We start from the raw sequence: 20,892 nt of genomic DNA on the forward strand, positions 1-20,892 counted from the left end.
CGCCAACGATGTGGGGGGTTTTTCGTCACTAACTCGTGACGAAACACCCCCATCATCTTTAACGCATCAGGTGTGATACGACGACTTCTCGCATCACGCCTGATAACAAATGTCTTATGATTTACCGAGCAAAGAACCAGCCAATTGTTTTACCTTCTCATAACGAGAAGTTAGCCCCCAGCCTGTCACTTTGGTCATCGAATCAAGAATGATGGAACTATCCATCTTTGATGTGCCAATAGCACGTTCAACAAAAGTAATCGGAACTTCAACAATATTGAGTCCAGCTTGTTCTGCTCGCCATGCAAGATCAACCTGGAAAACGTATCCTTTAGAATCTGTATCGTTTAGAAGCAAACGTTCAATCGCCCCTCGACGGAAAGCACGATACCCGGCAGTAATATCATTAATCTTTGTACCTAAAATGATTTTGGTGTAAAGATTTGCGCCACGAGATAAAATCTGACGATGAATAGGCCAGTTCTCCGTCTTTCCACCAGGAACGTAACGAGAGCCAATAGCTAAATCCGCACCATTTTCAATGGCTTTGAGAAGCGCAGGTAATTGTTCTGGGCGGTGAGACCCATCTGCATCCATCTCAACAAGGACATCGTACCCTTCGCTAAGACCCCATTTAAAACCAGCGATATATGCTCCACCTAAACCGTCTTTGACAGCACGGTGTAATACATGAACCTGAGAATCTTTAGCAGCAATCTCATCAGCAAGATCACCAGTACCATCAGGGCTATTATCGTCTACCACTAAAATATGGCAGGTTGGAACTGCTGCACGAAGCTCCCTTACAACAACAGGAAGGTTCTCTTTTTCGTTGTATGTAGGAATCACCGTCAATACACGCATTAGCCATTACTCCTTGTGCGCTTTAAAAGAGCGCTTTGAAAAATTCAGATACCAGTATATAAGTTCTCACACAGGTCTTCTGGTAGTTTTAGGTGAGCCTAGGCCATGATTTTGCAGACGATTTACTCAAAATAAGCTGACCGCCAATATATAGCGACGATAAAACTGGCAAATTCGCTTCCTGAAGGTACGGCAAAGAAGGAACTCGAGAACGAGGATCGGTGCTCCAATTCTGCGCTATTCCTTGGTTCTGGGGTGATTCAAGAGAAGTAATCTCCCACAAAGCACAATCCGCCGGCGCAGAAGGGACCAGCTGCCCATAAAAGCTTGAGGACTCCCCCAAGCTGCGATACACGCTACGAGTTAATGTATGAAACATGCCACGTGATGTCACAGAAATCTCAGGCGTGTTGTGTTCCATGAATTGATGGATTAAATTCCATCCTAAAATTTCAGGCATAGAAGAATTCGGATCAGAACCGCAGAAAGTAACTGCACCTGAAGAAATTGCGGCAGATAATGAACGATGGACGTCTTCATTAACGTAGCAAGTAAAGCCTAAAGAAATTTTATACTCTACGCATTGCATGATGGATTCTTGGCTCAGATAGCGAACACCGTCACAGCGTATTGAAGGGAAATGGTGTAGTTCTTGGTCTACTAAACGCTTGATGAAAGGTTGATATTCGTCTTCTCCTTCAACGTGTACTGAAAGGTGATAGTTTCTCGAAGCTGCAACTTCAAGGATGTCCTCTAGTTCCAAACAGGTAGCAGACAGGGAAATACGGTCAACTCCCCTAGATAAAGATTCAACCTCACCTAAAGAGTTAACTTCACAATAAAGGTATCCGTGTACCCCTACTCTAGATAAGAGAGAAGACACCTCATCAAAAATATCGGCAGGAACATTATAAGTAACTCCCCCATAACCGTGCTCTAATAAACGCCTCGTTAACGTTTCAGCCTCAATAACGGTAGAAACACGTGCCATCCCCAAGCTAAAAGCCGCGCACAAAAGGCGTCCACCCATATCGACGCGTTGCATCCGACTATCGTAAAGAGAACGCGCCCCTGCTTCTGAACCTACCCACTCAATATTTGCACCGTCAATAAGAACAGCTGTCGCTTCGGGATCAACAGGGGTATGAACTAAACCAGAATGACATAAAAGAAGAGAAGAAGACATTTTTACCTACCGTCCCTCAAGCTCAGTCATGACAACACCACGACGAATCAAAAGAACTGCAGCTTCACACTGAGTACGAAGCTGAACGTCCGAAACACTAACATGAGAAATCTGGTTAAGAACATCAATGACCTGACGCATCCAACGCACAAAATCTCCCGCAGACATATCAGCATGCTCAAGAACCTCAGATAAAGATTTACCCCTAGCCCACTGGTAAGTAGACCATACAAAACCAAAATCAGGAGCTGATGTTACCGGCAAACGAGAACGTCTTTCAGAAGAACTCAGCTGTTCCCAATGAGAATACACTTTCTGGAGAGATAACTCGATAGAGCGGTGCGGGTACTTCTCTAACGGTACGTATTCCCCACTCTTTGAATGATATACCACAGCCGATATGACAGAAGCAGTCGCGGCAGAATCCAACCCGTCTAAGAAACCGTCCTCTAAACAAAGAGATAGCAAAAACTCCCGTTCTCCATGCAGACGACGTAAGTTCTCTCCGGCTTCTGTCAAATAATAATCATGTTCATCATGATACATATACCCATAATCTTCAAGTAGCCTAGTAATACGCTCAAAGACCTTAGCAATGGTATTAGTCCTCGTATCAATCTGCCGACGAAGAGTTTGAGTGGTAGCGTCAAGTTTACGCCAACGTTCTTCCCAACGGGCGTGTTCTTCCTTGTCAGGACACTCGTGACAAGGATGCTCCTGCATTTGCTGACGCAAATTTTCTAGCTTGTCAGAAGATGGGAAGCCTTCCCATGACAACGAAGTATCCCGGCGGGGAGGACGCCCCTCGTATAGAGCAGTTCTCATACGAGATGCAATATCTTGGCGCTCTTTAACGCTTCGACCCCGTACCTTACGCGGAATCTTTACATAAGAAACAGGTTCGATGGGAGCCTCAACTTTAGAGCTAGGTAAAGCTCTATGCTGAGCTTTCTCATTGATAATATCAACTTCAAGAACACCGTCTCGGGCTTCTCTACATTGAAGAACTGTTGCATAACCGCGATAACGTCCACCGGGCAATTCTATAATGTCTCCAGAACGCAAAGATTTTAAAGATTCAAGAGCAACAGCTTTTATATAGCTACGACGTCTCTTCTCAAGATTCTTCTTCTCCGTTCTAACAGCACGTACCAATTGCGCATATTCAAAGTAGTCACCACGTTCACACGATAATGATTTCTGGTATCCCGCTAAGGCGCGCTCATTTTTACGTACACGCTGAGCTACCCCCACAACAGACTTATCGGCCTGAAACTGAGCGAAGGACGATTCGAGAGTTTTCTTGGTTTCGTAGGTTCCAAATCGTGCTACTAAATTAGCGCTCATATTATAGGTAGGGCTGAAAGAAGAGTCCAAGGGATAGGTTCTTTTCGAAGCAAGTGATGCAACATGGTCAGGGTCTAGACCGCGTTTCCATATCACGACAGCATGACCTTCAATATCAATTCCTCGACGTCCAGCACGCCCGGTTAACTGTGTATATTGTCCAGGAGTAATATCTACATGGTTTTCTCCATTAAACTTTGTTAACTTTTCAAGAACAACAGAACGTGCTGGCATATTAATACCTAAAGCAAGAGTCTCTGTAGCAAAAACAACCTTAAGCAGACCTTGAGAAAAGAGTTTTTCCACAACATCCTTATATAACGGCAATAAGCCAGCATGATGTGCAGCAATTCCGCGAAGAAGACCGTCTTTCCAGCTATAAAAATCTAACGCTTGGAGATCTAAATGGTCAAGATGACGAGTAGCTTCAGTCACGTACTCTAAAATTTTATGTTGTTCTCGGTCTGTTGTAAGACGTACATCTCGCGCAATGCAATGTTTGACCGCGTCATCACAACCATTACGAGAAAAAATAAAGTAAATAGCTGGAAGAAGAGCATTCTTATCTAAATTCTGGAGTATTTGATAACGAGGAATTCGCCCCGGTATCGTCCGCGGATGACGAGAATACCCAGATTTATAGCCGTGGCGACCACGTCCATAATGACTATTTCGAGGAGAAGACTTTAGCTGACGTAGCCTCGGGTTAATAACATACCCTTTAGACGTTTCTTGTGCAGAACGATATTTTGCTAAACGAGGATCTTTCTCATCAGCAAACATATCAAAAAGTTCTCCGCCTGCCATCATATGTTGCAGAAGAGGAACGGGACGATGCTCAGAAACAATAATTTGAGTCTCTCCGCGGACGGTATCTAACCAATCTCCAAATTCTTCAGCGTTTGAAATCGTTGCTGATAAAGACACTAGAAGAATATCTTCAGGAAGGTTAATAATCACTTCCTCCCACACAGCACCGCGCGCACGATCAGCTAAGTAATGCACTTCGTCCATCACCACATAGCCGAGTTCTTCCAAGGTAGAAGAATCATCGTACAGCATATTTCGAAGTACCTCAGTTGTCATCACGACAATTTGCGCTTCAGAATTAATTGACGTATCGCCGGTAAGTAGCCCAATAGCATCCTCACCATAGATTTTCACTAAATCATGATACTTCTGGTTGCTGAGAGCTTTAATAGGAGCCGTGTAAAACGCCTTTTTCCTCTCATGAAGTGCACGATGTATAGCAAATTCACCCACAAGTGTTTTGCCCGCACCAGTAGGAGCAGCAACCAAAACATTTTTATTCTGTTCAATCGCCATACACGCATCTCGCTGAAAACCATCCAGCGGGAAGTTCAACGTATGAGCAAAATCGTCTAAAAGGTTAAAGCTGCCATTATCCATCATCTTCTCCATCATATTTTTAGTGACGTCGTAGGATGGCGCATTTTCTACAACGTAACAGCCTGTGTGAGTCAATCAGTGTTGTTTTCTACCCTATCGCATCTGAAACAAAGAGGGGTGAACGATTCTCGTTCACCCCTCTTTTATTTCAATATTATGATTTTATTCTTGGGTAGTAGGCTCTTCACGTCCCAAGCGTTCAAGCTCTTCAGCGCTTGTAGCTCTATTGAGTTCCTCATCAGTGAGTCCTTGTGCTAGTTTTGCTTGTTTTTTAGCTCGACGCTTATCTGACCATAGACAGATAAGAATTGCGATAAAGAAGAAAACAATCAATGGAGCAGCAAGATAGAACATGGTAGCAACGTCATTGCCAGGAGCTGTAGCTGCAGAAATTGTTGCAATAAAAATAACAACCCAACGCCAAGATTTGAGCACGGTCTTACCAGATAGCAGACCGATGAAGTTTAAACCAACGAGAATAACAGGAGTCACAAAAGCCAAAGCAAAGGAAAGCATAAACTTCACGAGGAAGGATATGTATATTTCTGCTGTCATCACGTTAGTGCCGTTAGTGGGAGTAAACGACGTGAAAGCTGTTACCACGCCAGGGAAGCTATACCACGCAACAATGAGCCCTAAAACAAACATCGGTACAGCACTAAAAATAAAGCCTAGAGCATAGCGACGTTCTTTTTTATACAGGGCAGGAGTAATAAAAGCCCAAAGCTGGTATAGCCATACAGGAGAGGCAAGAGCAATGCCAATATATAACGATACGGACACCAAAAGACCGAAGCCTGATTGGATGGTGTCATAGTTCAAAGAAGCTAAACGGCCCTCTTTTTGCAGCTCCTGTATAGGAACAGAGATTGCCTCGATAAAAGGCATATAAAGAAAGAAACCAGCAATAGTCGTCAATAAGGTAGCAACCGCAGATTTAATGACTCGGTTTTTGAATTCGCGGATATGCTCCTTCAACTCCATATTTGCTTGAGGATTATTCTTACGACTATGTTCCCGTGCCATTCTTACCCTAAAAAACTTGTACCAGCACAACCATGTAAACCCGCACCCTCAATACAGAGTAAAGGGGCGCGGGTCTACTAGTTAGAAGCAGCTCTCTTTATTTTGTCTCAGATTCAGTATGTGAAGGCTTGTTATCAATCACTTCGCCACTTACAACCTCATCTTCAGAAGTAGCAGTAGGAGTTGCATTCTTCTTAGAGTCTTTCTTCATGCCCTCAACTTCTGATTTGAAGATGCGCATCGACTGGCCAAGGCTACGAGCCATTCCAGGGAGCTTAGGAGCACCGAAAACTAGAAGAATAACAACCACCAAGATGAGGAGGTGTACCGGGCTGTCAAATAGTCTACCCATGAGAATCAGCACCCTTTCGTGTGTTTCGATAGAGGTCGCCCACGCGTTGTGGCTGACCGAGTGTATCTCGCTTCTGTATTCTACGCGAGATTCGTTCTTGTTGACGCTGTTTCTTACCTTGCTCATACGAAGCGTAGCTCTCAGATACCGGCGTAAAAATAGCCGGAGGAGATGTACGTTTCACTAAACGAGTAGCAGTAGCAGCAGATTCCTCCCAGGTTTTAGCACAGTTATCGCTCAACCGTAAAAACTCTTCAAAAGCCGAAGCTCCTTTAAGAATCATTCGGTAGGCGTGAAATGCCAGCCAAAGAACTGATACCAGAACTAAGACACTCCATAAAACTATCCAAAACCACCAAGGCATATTTCATAGTATATAAACCATTTACGGCTAAAACCGTAAAAACACTGCCTAAAACACCGTGGAGTTTGCTTAAGGTTTTTAAAAGACCCCATCTGAAACGCTATCTCTCAAGATGGGACCTCCTAAAATTATTGACGAACGTCTAAAAGATCTACAACAAAAATGAGGGACTCCCCCGGCGCAATAGCGGCACCGGCGCCACGTTCACCGTAGGCAAGTTCAGCGGGGATTTCTAAACGACGTCGTCCTCCAACGCGCATGCCCAGTAGTCCTTGGTCCCAGCCTTGAATAACTTGACCGACACCAACACGGAATTCTAGTGGAGTGCCACGATTCCAGGAAGCATCGAATTCTTCACCCGTTGAAAAAGCAACACCCACATAGTGGCAAGAAATAGCGTTTCCTGCCTCAACCTCGGGGCCTGTTCCAATAATTTGATCAATGATGACCAGTTCTTCTGGGGCGCCATTGGCAGGGAAATCAATTTCAGGTTTAGTACGATCGAGTTCGCGTTTACCAAAAGACATAATAATCCTTCTCCTCTGTTAATTATTCAAAGATTTTTATTGAGCCGGTGATTCTTCAGGCGTAGAGGCTTCCGGAGTGGGTTCGTTCTCCGCTGGAGCTTCAGCTTTTGATTCCGCAGGAGCTGGCGTTTCATCGCTCTTTGATTCTTCTGCCTTCTGATGAGCTTCTTCAGCGGCCTTCTGCTGAGCGATAACAGCTTCTGGCGTCGGCATAGCTCCAAGAATGTCGACAACAAAAACGAGAGCGCCACTAGGAGCACCACTTGCTGGATTTTCCCCATAAGCAAGCTCAGGCGGAATAATCAAAAGCACACGAGAACCAACTTTGTGACCAGATAGTCCTTCTTTCCAGCCTTTAATAACGCCGCCCAATGAGATGTCTAAAGGATCACCGTTATAATTGCCGTCGAAGGACTTCCCATCTTCCCAACGGACGCCCTCATACTTGACATATACTTGGTCTGTACTCTCAACGGTACGCCCTGAACCTTCAATGAGGTCCTGTGTAACAAGTTCCTTAGGAGCATCTCCACGGTCATCTTTAAGTTTGATGACACCAGCGCCACTATCTGCAATGTCAAAAGACTCTAAAGCTTTATTCCAGTCTTTTTTATCCAGCGCCTTTCCAGTTGCTTCGGGGAGAAGCTTCTGAACGACGGTATACACCTCAACATTAGTTGGTGAATCAGCAGGAGCAGTCGAAGGAGATGCTCCTGACTCAGAGCTAACAACATTTGTTGAATAGGAGAAAGAAGAACCTACTTTGTGTTCTGTTAGCATCGAATATAGTTCTGGCGCGTTCTCTTTAAGCTTTTCTCCCACCAAAATCATCAGAGGCTTTGACTCATAGGTTGTACCAAGCTCTTTAGCTTCTTTACCGTCAAAAATTGTTGCTTGGATCAGCAACGTATCTCCGTCTTTTACTGAATCTCCATCACCTTCCGAAATAAGGTGCGTTTCAGTTTTCCCCACGCTAAAAGGAGTCGCAAAAGAAACCGAAGGAGCGGCTGTCGCATCTTTGAGATCATAAGATACCTTATCTAGGTTATTATCACTTCCGCCTGAACAGGCAGACAACGCTAAAGATAAAACGATTCCGGCAGTAGTTAATACAATTTTCTTAGGCACGAAATATGACTTTCTGTTGGTTATACAATCTAGGAGCTCATAAGACACGAAGCCCTCACTAAAAACTGTAACAGTATCTAGACAAAAGGAGGAGCCCACTGTTGAGCACTATTATGACGCAAAGTTTCTAAAAGAGCCTGCACCTCAGAGTTAGAAACCTCAAAAGGATCTTGACACACAATATTAAATTGAGGCTTATTATTCAGGCGTAAGTGTACCCAATCCACAGTAAACGGCTCCCCTGCTGCACGAGAAGCACGAATAAACTCACCACGAATTTTAGCGCGAGTTTCTGGAGGAACCATGGTAGCCCGTTGAATACTCTCTGCATTAAGGAGACGTTGTGCTCGTCCTGCGCGTGCTAAGACATTGAAAATACCACGGTCAGGGTCAATATCGTGGTAGGCAAAATCAAGTTGGACGATACGTGGATCAGCATATCCGCTAGCTCCTCGAGCAATATAAGAATCAAGGAGTTTTTTCTTAATAGCCCAATCAATCTCTGTATCAATACTGCTGTACTCCCCTGTTTCAATGGCTTGAAGAGTACGCTCCCACAAGTCCAGAACATACGGAACATGCTCGTGGTGAGCACCATGGTGCTCAATATAGTTCCTCGCAGAATCCAAGTAATGACGCTGCATATCTAACGCACAGCAGAAAGAACCATCACGTAACGGGAATGACTCCCGAGCACTCAAATCATGTGAAACAACGCGTAGAGCAGTTGCCGTATCAGAAATCTCAAAATTACGAAGAGGATAATGATCCTCTAACATTCGAAGAACAATATCCGTAGAGCCAATCTTAAGAAGTGACGTTGTCTCCGACATATTTGAGTCACCATTAATCACGTGCATGCGACGGTACAACGTTGCATCAGCATGCGGCTCGTCACGAGTATTAATGAGAGGGCGAGCGCGAGTGGTTGCAGTAGAGGCGCCTTCCCAAATGTAGTCTGCTCGTTGTGAGAAAGAATAGCTAGGTTCTCCGGCTTTCCCGAGAGGACGTGGAGCCCATTCTGGTACTCCTTGCGGGTGCACTTTTCCTGCGCCGGCAATGATTTGTCGAGTAATCAGAAAAGGTATAAGACTTGTTGTGAGTTTTGCGAACTCTACTTTTCGTTCAAGTAAGTAGTTCTCGTGTGAGCCAAAAGAGTTTCCCGCAGAATCAACGTTATTTTTGAATAAGTAAATTCTGCCGTGATGGTCTTCTGCTTCTAGGGTGTCTTGTGCTTGATTGACGAGGTCAGCGAAGAGGACCTCGCCTGCTTTATCTTGGGCAATCAAATCTGTGATTGTTGCGCATTCGGCGGTAGCGTATTCGGGGTGAGATCCTACATCAAGATAGAGCCTTGAACCATTCGGAAGAAAGACATTTGTAGAGCGCCAAGTATCTACAACAGGTTTGAAAAGTATTCTTGAGGCTTCTTCTGGTCCGATAGGACCTAATGAGTCAGGTACGTAGGTGATTCCGTACTCGGTTTCTATTCCGAAGATTCGTTTTTGCATAGTTCTATTCTGTCAACGAGGGTGCTCTCAATAAGTGAAATCACCGATATTTTATTGGGTGATGGAGTGTTTATTCTCCACCTTTTTGGACGAACCCTTTAACAAAGTCTTCAGCGTTTTCCTCAAGAAGACCATCAATTTCTGCTAGGAGGTCATCTGTTTCTACGATGAGGTCTTGGTTAATCGCAGTGCTCTGAGATGCAATGTTGATGGGGGTTTCTTCTACAAGGTTTTGTTGTTGCTGCGCTTGTATGCGTTGGCGTTCCATTGTTATTCTCCTTCGTGGTTAAGTTGGTCAATTAGGGTGCTCGCATTATCGACGTTTAGTAGATGTTCGATACTCTTTTTAGTGTATGCCTTAGGTTCATCTAATCTCAACCGGTGAACAACAGTATCCCAGGGGCTTCTTGCTACTATGGTGTCCCAGTTGGCGCTGAGTATTTCTTCTGGCCATCGACGAATCATCGTGCCTCGTAGATAGGCGCGGGTGTCTTCTGGTGGGTAGTGGCTGGCAAAAGCAATCTGTTCTGGTGTAAATAGCGTTTTCATTCTGCCTAGCTGAACAAGCTTATGGTACAGGCCTTTATGTGGGCGGATATCTGCGTATTGAAGATCGATAGCTTGTAATTTGGGGTTATCCCAGTTAACACCTTTTTGAACATATTGATGTATGAGCTGGTATTTTGCGACCCAATCGAGAGTGTCAGCTAAAGCGAATAGGTCAGTTTCTAAGAGAGTGAGGGTTTTCTCCCAGAGATCTAAGATTTCTTGTGTGTGCGAATCTGGGTTTTGTTCATATTTTTGTGCAGCTTCAAGATACAGTCGTTGAATCTCTATAGCTGTTAGGGATGTGCCGTTCGTTAACGGTAATTGCTGTTTCAAGGTTAGGTCGTGGCTGACGGTGTGCATGGCTTTGACGGGGTCAGCTAATGCTATTTGAGGGGCTTGATGATTCTCAATCAAGTTCAATACTAAAGAAGTAGTACCAAATTTGAGAAGGTTCGAATAATGAGAGAGGTTTGCATCTCCGATAATGACGTGTAAACGTCGATATTTATCCGAATCTGCGTGTGGTTCGTCGCGAGTGTTAATCATTGGACGACGAATCGTTGTTTCTAAGCCGATAGTCCGTTCGAAGAAGTCGGCTCGTTGCGAAATCTGATAGCCAGGTTTTTCAGAAGCTGTGCCGATGCCAACACGTCCAGCACCAGTCATAATCTGTCGTGTTGCAAAGAACGGTAAGAGCGCTTCAGAGAGTTTATCAAAGTCTATTTTTCGTTGAATCAGATAGTTTTCATGCGAGCCATAGGATTGACCTTTGGAATCAGTATTGTTTTTATAGAGTTGCAGGTTAGGTAGTTTTGTCTCTTCTGCTGTTTCTTCAAGAGCTTGAATGGTTCGTGCTGCAAGATAATCTCCAGCAGCGTCCCATAGTACGGCGTCCCGCGGTGAAGAAGTTTCCGGTGATGAATACTCGGGGTGTGCGTGGTCAACGTAGAGGCGTGCACCGTTTGGCAAGATAGCGTTCATGGTAACGGCATCAGGGTCAAGGCGTTCTGCATACGCACCTGACTCTAACAATGCTTCTGCAGCAATATCTTCGCTGGTGAGTACCGCACTTTGGTGGGTGAGCTGGCTGGGATGAGCGGATTGTTCTTCTTGGGTGTGTCCGTAGGCGTCTTGTAGGGGTGTTTCAGAGTCGTATTCCCATATTGTTGAACTATTTTGTGCAGAAAGTTCTCGGCGGAATAGTTTGTTATAGGTATCAACCACTTCGGCAGAAAGCATCGTCGGGTTGGCGTGAGGGTGGGTAGGGGCAATAATCCCGTATTCGGTTTCTGCTCCGATAATGCGCTGTACGCTCACAATATGCTCCTTTGAGACGATGCTTGAGGTAACGCTCTACCTGTTTTTTCGGCTGAGCGTAGCTTTGGTTAGTATGCAGGTTCGACAGAGACAATGTTCTCTCGAATATGGCGTTGAGCTAATACTTGTTCAATCTCTGACAACGGGGGTATCTCCCGGTGCCCACCAAATTCTGCAGCAATGGCTCGGTTGATATGTTCTTGTGTTATGCCGCGGGTACCATCTCGTAGTTCATCTTTAATAGCATAGTTTTTTGCGGTATCAACGATATTTCGGATGACTGCCCCCGAAAGAAAATCTCCTCGTTTAAGCCAAAGTGTTTGGCCGTTGTCTAACGTGATGTGTAGATACCTGTTATGTGCAGAGTCTTCAAAAAGCTGGTTTAGCGCGCCGTTAATAAGGTGTTGCACTGTTTCGCTAGCGTTTTGTGCGCCTTGTTGGTCAGTCGCTCCAAGAGGAAGGTCCTCTGTAATATAGAGGCTAAAAATTTCTCGGGCACCGTGAATGTCGGGACGATCAATTCTTATTTTAATGTCAAGGCGTCCAGGTCGTAGCACTGCGGGGTCAATCATGTCCTCACGATTGGTTGCTCCGATGACAATCACGTTATCGAGCCGTTCAACACCGTCAATTTCAGTCAATAATTGTGGGACAATTGTTGTCTCGACATCAGAGGAACGACCGGTGCCACGTGTTCTAAAGAGTGATTCCATCTCGTCGAAGAAGACGACAACGGGGTTTCCTTCTTCTGCTTTTTCACGGGCAGCGGTGAAAATATCACGGATTTGTCGTTCCGTTTCGCCAACGTATTTGTCAAGAAGTTCGGGGCCTTTGATATTGAGAAAGTACCCAGTTTTCGCTTCCTTAGGGTGCACGCTTGCTGCCCTTTTTGCAAGAGAATTTGCAACGGCTTTAGCAATCAAGGTCTTTCCATTACCGGGAGGACCATACAGCAAGATACCGTGTGGTGGTGATAGCTGGTATTGGCGGAAAACATCAGGGTACAAGAAAGGAAGCTCAACAGCATCTTTAATCTGTTCGATTTGGGTATTTAGACCACCAATATGCTCGTAGGTGATGTCAGGAACCTCTTCAAGAACGAGTTGTTGCGCTTCTAAGCGAGGAACTCGTCCAAGCACCATCCCAATACGTGAATCGTAGGTGAGGTTATCCCCCGCTGAAAGTTCTTGTGTCTGTATCGCGCCGCTGACTCGGGCAACAGTCTTTGTTTGTTGTCCAAGGTCAATGAGCACACGCTCATTATCGAGAACCTCACGTAAAGTAACAACTTCACCATAGTTTTCGTAGCCGAGACTGATGACTGCTTGAGTCTGATCATTGAGCAGGACTGTCATACCTGGGGCAAGCGTTGTAATGTCTAATAATGGTGAGCAGGTGATGCGCACTCGCCGCCCAGAAAGCATGACATCAACGTATTCTTCTGCTTCTGCCGGTGTAACGCCCTGTGCGAGGTCGTCGTATGTCATCCGCCCTAAGCTGACGGCTAAAACGATAGCAGAGTTCAAAGGTGGGGAGACTTCTTGGGAGAGGCTCAAACGTAACCGTTCGATTTCAGCTTTAGTTTTACCAAGCGCGAAAACAAGTTTTTGGTTTCGTTCTCCGGCTTCTCGAAGCTGTCGGTCAAGGTTACGCCGGCTGTCTGTTGACACACTGAGCTGACGTAGCACTCTCTCGTAGTCTTGGGATGAAACAGTTTTGTTCGTTGAGTCAGTCATGATTCGTACCAGATTCTGCGGATAGGTCTCTAACGATAGATGAGGGTGCGCCCCCTATCGAATCAGGTTTATGGTGTATGGGTTGTTGATTGTGCAGATTTTTCAGCAAGATTTTGTGCGTCTCGTGCTGCCCTGCGTAATTTTCGGTCAGAAACGTTGCGTTCGCCTAGAGCTGCAGGAGTCCATGCGTTAAGGTCTTCTTCTGAGAAATCTGTTTTTGAAGCGCGACGTTTCGGAGCAAGTCGTTCTGCGCCGTCAGCAAGGCGACGAGCGGTGATGAGGAACCCAGTATGTGCCACCATACGGTGGTCGGGTCGAACAGCCAGACCTTCAACGTGCCAACCGCGAACCATAGTCTCATGCGATTCAGGCTCAGTAAATCGGCCGTCTGCACGGAGAGCTTCAGCAACTCGAGAAAGCTGCGTTACGGTTGCTACGTAGCAGATGATAACGCCGCCTGGTGTTAGTGCTTGTGCTACTGCGTCAAGGCATTCCCAAGGAGCTAACATATCAAGAACAGCGCGATCTACGCTTCCAGGTTCTTCAACGTCGCCGAGAGTTTCAGCAAGGTCTCCTAAAGTAATGTCCCACGCCGGATGCGGTCCACCAAACATGGTTTCGACGTTTCCTCGTGCGATTTCTGCAAATTCTTCTCGACGTTCAAAAGAGCGGAGGTGTCCGTAATCGCCGATAGCTCGTAGAAGGGCGATAGAAAGCGCACCAGAGCCTACGCCTGCTTCGATAACGCGAGCGCCAGGGAAGATGTCAGCCATAGTAACGATTTGTCCAGCATCTTTGGGGTACACTACGGCTGCCCCGCGGGGCATGGAGAGGACAAAATCTCGGTAGAGTGGTCGGAATGCTTGAATTTTTAGCCCCGAGGAGTTTTCGATAACGGTTCCTTCGGTTTTTCCGATGAGTTCTTCGTGGGTGAAGAAACCGTGATGAGAGTGGTATGCCCCGTTAGTTTCTAGGGTGATGGTAGTAATCTTTCCGCGTTCGTCGGTGAGTTGTACGCGTTCTCCGGGTCGGAAAGGTCCACGACGGTTGTTGCTTCCGGTGGGGGCATGATTGGTCATAGGGAGTTGTTCTCCTTGAGGTGTATAGGGCTCATGAGCTGCTGTTAGGTTAGTGTTCTTTATTTATTCTCTCAGATACTAGGCTGAGGTGTTGCATGTTGTTGTTCAATGAGGCTGACCTAACATTTAGCGGTGTTTTTAGATGAAGTCTTGATAGAACAAGATTCTTTGTTGTTTTTGTGATGTTGTTGTCATCCACGCAATAGGTTGTTCGCTGGCGTGTATGGGATCTGGTACCTGTTTTCGATGGTATTCGTAAAAGTGTTCGCGTAAGTCTAGGTGTAAGGCTGTATAGGGTATGTATTCGGGGGCGCTCGGATGTGAGATGGTTTTGAGGGGCTTGTTGAGAAGGTTTTGAAGTAGTTGGTCGTCGTTGGGTCCGGCGTGTTCGATGGAGGTGAGGACTGCAGGGTCTACCCAGTAAATGGTGTCGTGTTCTTGGTAGATGGGTACATCATGGTGGTTCCAGGTGCTGAGGAATTCTTGAATAGGTGTTTCTGGTGAAATGCGGATGGTTTTTCGTGACAGTTTTGCTGCGCTGATGGGGTAGTTTCTACTTTTTTGAGTCACGATGCGTTGTAGCGCTGGGTATGAATTTTTCCAAAGGGTGATGCTTAAGAATGCTGTCACCAGCAGATATATGGGTGAGGTGATATTTTCTGAGGTCACCAGGAAGAGTATGACTAACGGTAAAAGAAGTAATCCGATGAGGGCGGTGTAGAAAATTCCGGTGGATCGTTTTTTGCTGGTAAGAGTGATGAACGCTTCTAGAGCGTGTGCTCCGTCGAGTGGGTATACAGGAATGAGGTTGAAAAGAGCGATGAGGAGGTTAATATGGCTCGCTAGTAGTATTCCTAGGCTGATGTTGTGCTCTGTTGTGAGGGATTCTAGCATTCCAAGGAGTAGGGCGTACAGGATATTGATAGTTGGTCCGGCAAGGGATATGAGGATGGAGCTAAGAGGGCGGCCTTGGTCGCTTCTTGTGATTCCACCCCATAGGGTCATTGAGATGTAGTGAACTTTAAGGTTGAAAAGGTGTGCGGTAAGAGCATGTGCTAATTCGTGGATAAGCACCCCGAGGGCGATAAGTAGCGCCAGTATTGTAGAAGTGGTTAGTGCTGCAGTCCAGTTTGTGATGTAGGTTGTTTTTTGGGTGAGGTAAGTGGCGTATCCAAAGATGGTTATTGCCATGAAGATAAACCATGATATTCGAAGATAGATGGGGATACCGAAGAGTGTTGCGATGTTGAGCTCTGAAGGTCTTCTCAAGGTGTTTGTCCTCGTCCTCATGGTGGTGTGCTAGGCCTTTTCTCACTCTAGTGTATGCGGTGATATCTCACGTGGCGTTGGTGTGAGTCGTGGAAGATAATGGGCGTAGAATGTTGTTTGTGTCTACTGCCAAAAAATTTCCTCATAATATTTATTCTCTTTCGGAAGCTGATCAGCAGCCATGCACGGTGATGTTATGTGCTTTTGAGGGCTGGAATGATGCAGGTTCTGCGGCGACAGAGGTTATTGACTATTTGATGCGAGTTTTTCCGGCAGAGCCTATTGCTGGATTTAATACAGAATCTTTTTATAGTTTTACGGAGTCGCGTCCTCGTCTGGAGTCTTCTGCTGATGGTACTGGAAAAATTATTTGGCCAGAGCTTCGTTGTGTGGCGTTGCAGGTTCGTGAAAATCTTCAGTTGTTAGTGGTTTCTGGGCCTGAACCGAATGTTCAGTGGCGTAGTTTTGCAACGGCGTTATTGCAGTATGCGCAACAACTTTCTGTTGATCATTTGTTGTTCTTGGGCAGTCTTTTGGAAGAGATTCCCCATACTCGCCCTTTTCCTGTTTCAGTGAGTAGTTATACTTCTAAGTTGCGAGCCTTTGAAGGTGTGCAGGTGCAGTCTTATTCTGGTCCGACGGGGATTGTTGGTGTTCTTGCGTTGATGGCGGAGGATTACCCTATGACTGATGTTAGCTGTTGGGTGTCTATCCCTCATTATGCGGGTTTGCCGCCTCATCCTAAGGCGACTTTTGCGCTTTTACAGACGGTGGAATCTATTTTAGATATTCAGGTTCCGCACGGTCGTATTCTTCAGGAGGTACAGGCGTGGGAAGACGGTGCAGAGGCGTTATTGGAGGAAGACCCAGAGCTCGCTGCTTATGTGCGCGAGTTAGAGTCGCAGTCGGAGAATCTTGTGCAGTTCAGTGGCGAAGATATTGCTGCTGAATTAGAGCAATATCTTCGCCGTCGTGAGGAGTAAAAACAAGTATTTAGCAGGAGATACCTAAACGTGCTTCAAGTAAGTCACGCACGAGTTTTCCTCCTTTACCGCCGTTGTGGCAGATGTGGTGTGCCCATTGATCAATACGTTCAAGGGCTTCTGGAGTGTTCAGGTCGTCTGCTAGCAGTGCTCTAACATCTTGTACGAGTATTTGGGCTTCTTCGTCAGTCTCTTCAGATAACGCGCAGCTGAGGGCTTGTTGGTAAAGCTTATAACGTTGTTGTGCCTTTTCGAGGAGGTCTTCAGTCCAGAACCAGTCGCTACAATAATGGTTACTCATAATAGCAAGGCGGATAACGTTAGGGTTAGTGCCTTCTTTTCTGAGGGTAGAGACGAGTACGAGATTTCCAAGGGATTTACTCATTTTTTCACCGTCTAGTCCGACCATTCCGGTGTGCACATAGTGGTGAGCCATGGGTTTATCGTTCAGGGTGTAAGCGTGTCCTGCTCCCATATCGTGGTGTGGGAATTGGAGGTCAGATCCGCCGCCTTGAACGGTAAAAGGGGAAGGGAGGAATTTTTGTGCGATGGTGGTACATTCAATATGCCATCCGGGGCGTCCTTTCCCTAAAGTGGCACTGTCCCATGCTGGTTCGCCTTCGCGGTGAACACGCCACAGTAGAGGATCTAATTCGTCTCGTTTCCCTGGACGTTGAGGGTCTCCACCGCGTTCTCCAAAAATGTTGAGCATTTGTTCTCTCGTGAGCCCGCTAATATCTCCGAGTTTCCAGTGTTCGGGGTCTGCTGGTGCGTAGTGTTCTGCTGCTTTGATATCGAAGTAAATGTCACCATCAGGGTGAGTTGTTCCGTTTTCTTCGGTGTATCCGGGGACGGTGTAGGCAAGGTTTTTTGCAAGCAGTTCTGTAACAGCTTCAATGACCCAAGGAATAGATTCCACAGCACCGATATAGTGTGTGGGTGCAATAACGTTCAGTGCTTGCATATCGCTTCTGAACAGTTCAATTTGTTCTTGTGCGAGGTCTTCCCAGTTCACTCCGGTGGCTTCAGCTCTTTCTAGTAGTGGGTCGTCAACGTCGGTGACATTTTGGACGTATGTTACTGGAATTTTTGCATCGAGCCACGCGCGGTGTAGCACGTCAAAGGCAACGTAGGTAGAAGCGTGTCCCATATGGGTTGCATCGTAGGGGGTAATGCCGCAGACGTATAAGCTTGCGGTGTTCTGAGGAGTTTTGGTGAGGGTTTTTTCTCCCTTTGAGCTGTCAAAGATAGTAGGTTGTGGAGCTTGTCCAGGTAGTGTCGGAACCGATGCATATTCCCACGCTCTCATCAGATGTCCTTTCGTTGTGTGTTGTAGTTCAAAGAATACCCGCTTACCTCTGAATGAGGTAAGCGGGTACAGTCTTTCGTGATATTTCACGCAATATTATGGTTGAGAAAGTAGTCTCTCATCAGTGTTTAGGCATGCGCTGATAGTACGCCGAAGCCTAAAAGGACATATAGTGTTACACCGATGACGATACGGTACCAGACAAAGATGGTGTAACTGTTATGTGATACGTATTTGAGGAACCATCCAATAATGAGGTATCCGACCACAAATGCAACCAATGTTGCTACCATCGTTGAGCCAAAACCGTAGTATCCGTTGAAGCCTTCCGAAAGGCTACCGTAGAGCTCGTATAGGCCTGAAGCGAATACAGCCGGAATAGCTAAAAGGAACGAGTATCGAGCAGCTGCTTCGCGTGTGTACCCCATCAATAGGCCGGCAGTAATAGTTCCGCCAGAACGTGAGACGCCAGGAATTAAAGCGAGTGCCTGAGCGAAACCATAGATGATACCGTGTTTGACGTTAAGCTTGTCGAGGGTTCGTTGTTCTTTACCGATGCGGTCTGCGATAGCGATAAATACTCCAAAAACGATGAGCATTGTGGCGGTAATCCATAGTGACCTGAAGGTTGTGTCAATATACTTTTCGAGACCTAAACCTAGCAGCGCAATAGGAAGTGAGCCGATAATAATAAACCAACCCATCCGTGCATCTGGGTCTTTTTTGTCGACTGTTCCACGTAAAGAACCAAACCATTTGCTGATAATGCGTACGATGTCGCGCCAAAAGAATACTAGTACCGCAGATTCTGTGCCTAATTGTGTAATAGCAGTAAAGGCTGCACCGGGATCAGAAGTATTTGGTAAAAGCTGGCTGACAAATCTAATATGACCGGATGAAGAAACCGGTAGAAACTCTGTAAGACCTTGAACTAAGCCAAGGATTATTGCTTGAATCCATTCCACTTAACAGACTCTAGCGCTTTAAATTCGAGACAGCGACCCTATAGGGTCGCTGTCTCGAATTTAACAGTATTTTATAAGTTGAAAGAAAAATTAGTTTTCTTCTTCATAGTCAATGTCTTCGTCATCAAAATCTTCATAGTCATCATCGTCATCTTCGATATATACCTCAAGAGGTGTTACTTCCTCATATGTATCAAAGAGGACTTCTTCATAACGCTCAAAAGCATTAGCAATGGCCACATAGGCGTTATCGATTGCAGGGTCATGTTCACCGCGTCGGTTAATGATAGCGGTAAGATGCTCTTCAAGAGCATTGGTAAAAACTGACAGTGCAGCGCGAGGGTCGTTACTCATATATAGAACGTTATCGTGAAATGTAGCTACACGGTACTATTTAGGAAGAAAAGTTCTAAGAACGTGAGATATCGTACTCAAATAAGCAAAAATAACCTACCGGTAACAATGTATCGGCTTTTTAAAAGTAAACGGTGGTAGAGCTAAGTTGTTCTACCACCGTCTATTTTTGATGATGTTTAGTACCCCAAAGAAGCGAGGGAAGCGCTAATGGCGTCAGCAGAATTCTTGAGTTTTTGCAGTTCCTCATCGTTAAGAGGCATTTCGAGAACTCGCTCTACGCCGTTATAGGAAAGTACCGACGGTAACGAAACGGCAGCTTCACTGTGGATGCCGTAATATCCTTTCAGCTGGGTCGCAACAGGCAGAACCGCTTGCTCCCCTTGCAAAATGGCTTCAGCAATACGAGCAGCTGAGATGCCGATAGCGTAGTTAGTGGAACCTTTACCTTCAATAACGCGATATGCAGCCTTCATAGCTTCTTCTCCAAGGGCCGCTTTAACCTCGTCCGTGAAGACGCGCTCGCCGTGTGTTGTCCATTCGTCGAGGGGCACGAAGCCAATATTGGCACTTGACCATACGGGAAATTCCGAGTCGCCGTGCTCGCCAATAATGTTGACGTGAACAGATTTGATAGCCACACCAGCTTTGTTGGCGATAAGCCAACGTAGGCGAGAAGAATCTAGTGTGGTTCCGGAAGCAAAGCAACGGTTGGTGGGAAGTCCAGTAATTTTTTGTGCGACAACAGCTAGAACGTCACAGGGGTTTGTGACAATCATGAGCATTGTTTCGGGTGCTACTTCCATGACTTTAGGAAGCATTGCTTCAAAGATTTTTACATTAGCTTCAGCTAGTTCTAGGCGTGGTTGCCCTGGTTTTTGTCGTGCTCCTGCTGTGACAATAATGAGGTCGCAGTCTCGTAGTACTTCGATATCATCTCCACCGTAGACGATTGCTTCGGAGGCGAACATGCTTCCGTGAGCAATATCGAGCCCTTCGGCGGTGGCTCGTTCTCCGGCAATGTCGTAGATGGCGATTTCATCTGCAGTGCCACGCAATGTTGCCGCATAAGCGACGGCGGATCCTACTCCGCCTGCACCAATAACGCCAAGCTTGGTTCTCTTATGTGAGTGTGAAGCCATGATGGCTTTCCTTTCAATTTTGTTAGCTGGGACATGGCATAACAAGTATGGCACGAAAACATGAGGGTTTATGTTGGATTTTTGGGTTTTCGTTTGATAATTAGCGGGTAAATAGTTGATAATCGCTTCAAAAACCCGCTAAAAAACAACGCTTAAAGGTTACTTTTTGGCATTGGTCACATTTTCTATCATGAAAAAAATATTACAAAACCCTTAGTAAGTATGACAGGATCACCATATCTAGCATTGTGAACGATTGTTACTCGGCACTATTTGTACCATTCGTCACAATATTCTTCTTAGAGTCTAAGACACTAATAGTCAAAACTGGTGCAGAAAATCAACTAAAACCAATCAAAACAACAATTTTATGGTGGACTCAACCACCGAAAACATCCAAACATTTCACTAGTGAAAGATAAAACAACAGTGATAACTTCAAATATGGCATCTAACCACACACCATATATTCCC

At 45.8% G+C, this 20,892-nt stretch carries 19 protein-coding genes; 1 reads left to right on the forward strand and 18 read right to left on the reverse strand.

The window, feature by feature from the left end:
* Positions 1-114 precede the first annotated feature (114 nt).
* From ACN084_RS04535 to ACN084_RS04600, 14 genes are all read right to left on the reverse strand, one after another.
* Entirely contained in the window at positions 115-864 is a 750-nt protein-coding gene (locus ACN084_RS04535) for a polyprenol monophosphomannose synthase (RefSeq protein ID WP_419101719.1), read from the reverse strand.
* Positions 865-952: 88 nt separating this feature from the next.
* Positions 953-2,050 carry a hypothetical protein gene (locus ACN084_RS04540; RefSeq protein ID WP_419106041.1) on the reverse strand — a complete coding sequence of 366 codons (1,098 nt, stop codon included), beginning with the start codon at positions 2,048-2,050 and terminating at the stop codon, positions 953-955.
* A gap of 6 nt (positions 2,051-2,056) precedes the next feature.
* The gene (locus tag ACN084_RS04545) at positions 2,057-4,882 is read right to left on the reverse strand and encodes a DEAD/DEAH box helicase (RefSeq protein ID WP_419106042.1); all 2,826 of its coding nucleotides are present in this window, start codon (positions 4,880-4,882) and stop codon (positions 2,057-2,059) included.
* 87 nt (positions 4,883-4,969) lie between these two features.
* Positions 4,970-5,833 carry a twin-arginine translocase subunit TatC gene (gene tatC, locus ACN084_RS04550; protein WP_419101722.1) on the reverse strand — a complete coding sequence of 288 codons (864 nt, stop codon included), beginning with the start codon at positions 5,831-5,833 and terminating at the stop codon, positions 4,970-4,972.
* Positions 5,834-5,930: 97 nt separating this feature from the next.
* Complete coding sequence (tatA, locus tag ACN084_RS04555; RefSeq protein ID WP_419101723.1) at positions 5,931-6,185, reverse strand: Sec-independent protein translocase subunit TatA; 255 nt, start codon at positions 6,183-6,185, stop codon at positions 5,931-5,933.
* A complete protein-coding gene (locus tag ACN084_RS04560; RefSeq protein WP_419106043.1) occupies positions 6,178-6,549 on the reverse strand; it encodes a hypothetical protein in 372 nt (123 codons plus the stop codon). The genes tatA and ACN084_RS04560 overlap by 8 nt, the downstream gene beginning before the upstream one ends.
* A gap of 128 nt (positions 6,550-6,677) precedes the next feature.
* Positions 6,678-7,076, reverse strand: coding sequence for an FKBP-type peptidyl-prolyl cis-trans isomerase (locus ACN084_RS04565; protein ID WP_419101725.1), 399 nt, complete (start codon positions 7,074-7,076; stop codon positions 6,678-6,680).
* A 36-nt stretch (positions 7,077-7,112) separates the two neighbouring features.
* Positions 7,113-8,204: an FKBP-type peptidyl-prolyl cis-trans isomerase gene (locus ACN084_RS04570; protein WP_419101726.1), complete on the reverse strand. Its 1,092-nt coding sequence runs from the start codon at positions 8,202-8,204 to the stop codon at positions 7,113-7,115.
* Positions 8,205-8,281: 77 nt separating this feature from the next.
* Complete coding sequence (gene pafA / locus ACN084_RS04575; RefSeq protein WP_419106044.1) at positions 8,282-9,715, reverse strand: Pup--protein ligase; 1,434 nt, start codon at positions 9,713-9,715, stop codon at positions 8,282-8,284.
* A gap of 70 nt (positions 9,716-9,785) precedes the next feature.
* Positions 9,786-9,983: a ubiquitin-like protein Pup gene (locus ACN084_RS04580; RefSeq protein WP_419101728.1), complete on the reverse strand. Its 198-nt coding sequence runs from the start codon at positions 9,981-9,983 to the stop codon at positions 9,786-9,788.
* A gap of 2 nt (positions 9,984-9,985) precedes the next feature.
* On the reverse strand, positions 9,986-11,581 hold the full coding sequence (dop, locus tag ACN084_RS04585) for a depupylase/deamidase Dop (RefSeq protein ID WP_419106045.1): 1,596 nt from the start codon (positions 11,579-11,581) through the stop codon (positions 9,986-9,988).
* A gap of 68 nt (positions 11,582-11,649) precedes the next feature.
* Positions 11,650-13,317 carry a proteasome ATPase gene (gene arc, locus ACN084_RS04590; protein WP_419106046.1) on the reverse strand — a complete coding sequence of 556 codons (1,668 nt, stop codon included), beginning with the start codon at positions 13,315-13,317 and terminating at the stop codon, positions 11,650-11,652.
* A gap of 68 nt (positions 13,318-13,385) precedes the next feature.
* On the reverse strand, positions 13,386-14,396 hold the full coding sequence (locus tag ACN084_RS04595; protein ID WP_419101731.1) for a tRNA (adenine-N1)-methyltransferase: 1,011 nt from the start codon (positions 14,394-14,396) through the stop codon (positions 13,386-13,388).
* A 138-nt stretch (positions 14,397-14,534) separates the two neighbouring features.
* Positions 14,535-15,665 (reverse strand): site-2 protease family protein, encoded by a 1,131-nt coding sequence (locus tag ACN084_RS04600; protein WP_419106047.1) that lies wholly within the window; start codon positions 15,663-15,665, stop codon positions 14,535-14,537.
* A gap of 119 nt (positions 15,666-15,784) precedes the next feature.
* Here ACN084_RS04600 and ACN084_RS04605 point away from each other — a divergent pair, with 119 nt between their 5' ends.
* The gene (locus tag ACN084_RS04605) at positions 15,785-16,648 is read left to right on the forward strand and encodes a proteasome assembly chaperone family protein (RefSeq protein ID WP_419101733.1); all 864 of its coding nucleotides are present in this window, start codon (positions 15,785-15,787) and stop codon (positions 16,646-16,648) included.
* Positions 16,649-16,658: 10 nt separating this feature from the next.
* On the opposite strand, the gene mshC is transcribed toward ACN084_RS04605, so the two are convergent.
* The 4 genes from mshC to ACN084_RS04625 all read right to left on the reverse strand — a co-directional run bounded on the left by mshC (position 16,659) and on the right by ACN084_RS04625 (position 20,418).
* Entirely contained in the window at positions 16,659-17,957 is a 1,299-nt protein-coding gene (gene mshC / locus ACN084_RS04610; RefSeq protein ID WP_419106048.1) for a cysteine--1-D-myo-inosityl 2-amino-2-deoxy-alpha-D-glucopyranoside ligase, read from the reverse strand.
* Positions 17,958-18,085: 128 nt separating this feature from the next.
* Positions 18,086-18,922 (reverse strand): undecaprenyl-diphosphate phosphatase, encoded by an 837-nt coding sequence (locus ACN084_RS04615; RefSeq protein WP_419106049.1) that lies wholly within the window; start codon positions 18,920-18,922, stop codon positions 18,086-18,088.
* Between the two features lie 90 nt (positions 18,923-19,012).
* Complete coding sequence (locus tag ACN084_RS04620; protein WP_419101736.1) at positions 19,013-19,276, reverse strand: hypothetical protein; 264 nt, start codon at positions 19,274-19,276, stop codon at positions 19,013-19,015.
* A gap of 179 nt (positions 19,277-19,455) precedes the next feature.
* The gene (locus ACN084_RS04625) at positions 19,456-20,418 is read right to left on the reverse strand and encodes an L-lactate dehydrogenase (protein WP_419101737.1); all 963 of its coding nucleotides are present in this window, start codon (positions 20,416-20,418) and stop codon (positions 19,456-19,458) included.
* Positions 20,419-20,892 lie beyond the last annotated feature (474 nt).

Origin of the sequence: Rothia sp. P7208, assembly GCF_048512915.1 — a bacterium.
Classification (GTDB): Bacteria; Actinomycetota; Actinomycetes; order Actinomycetales; family Micrococcaceae; genus Rothia.

Excerpts from the sequence above, each read along its gene's own strand:
- ACN084_RS04595 (WP_419101731.1), bottom strand. The coding sequence starts at position 14,396 with ATGACCAATCATGCCCCCACCGGAAGCAACAACCGTCGTGGACCTTTC.
- ACN084_RS04625 (WP_419101737.1), bottom strand. The coding sequence starts at position 20,418 with ATGGCTTCACACTCACATAAGAGAACCAAGCTTGGCGTTATTGGTGCA.
- ACN084_RS04535 (WP_419101719.1), bottom strand. The coding sequence starts at position 864 with ATGCGTGTATTGACGGTGATTCCTACATACAACGAAAAAGAGAACCTT.
- mshC (WP_419106048.1), bottom strand. The coding sequence starts at position 17,957 with ATGAGAGCGTGGGAATATGCATCGGTTCCGACACTACCTGGACAAGCT.
- ACN084_RS04565 (WP_419101725.1), bottom strand. The coding sequence starts at position 7,076 with ATGTCTTTTGGTAAACGCGAACTCGATCGTACTAAACCTGAAATTGAT.
- ACN084_RS04560 (WP_419106043.1), bottom strand. The coding sequence starts at position 6,549 with ATGCCTTGGTGGTTTTGGATAGTTTTATGGAGTGTCTTAGTTCTGGTA.
- ACN084_RS04580 (WP_419101728.1), bottom strand. The coding sequence starts at position 9,983 with ATGGAACGCCAACGCATACAAGCGCAGCAACAACAAAACCTTGTAGAA.
- arc (WP_419106046.1), bottom strand. The coding sequence starts at position 13,317 with ATGACTGACTCAACGAACAAAACTGTTTCATCCCAAGACTACGAGAGA.
- ACN084_RS04540 (WP_419106041.1), bottom strand. The coding sequence starts at position 2,050 with ATGTCTTCTTCTCTTCTTTTATGTCATTCTGGTTTAGTTCATACCCCT.
- pafA (WP_419106044.1), bottom strand. The coding sequence starts at position 9,715 with ATGCAAAAACGAATCTTCGGAATAGAAACCGAGTACGGAATCACCTAC.
- tatA (WP_419101723.1), bottom strand. The coding sequence starts at position 6,185 with ATGGGTAGACTATTTGACAGCCCGGTACACCTCCTCATCTTGGTGGTT.
- tatC (WP_419101722.1), bottom strand. The coding sequence starts at position 5,833 with ATGGCACGGGAACATAGTCGTAAGAATAATCCTCAAGCAAATATGGAG.
- ACN084_RS04620 (WP_419101736.1), bottom strand. The coding sequence starts at position 19,276 with ATGAGTAACGACCCTCGCGCTGCACTGTCAGTTTTTACCAATGCTCTT.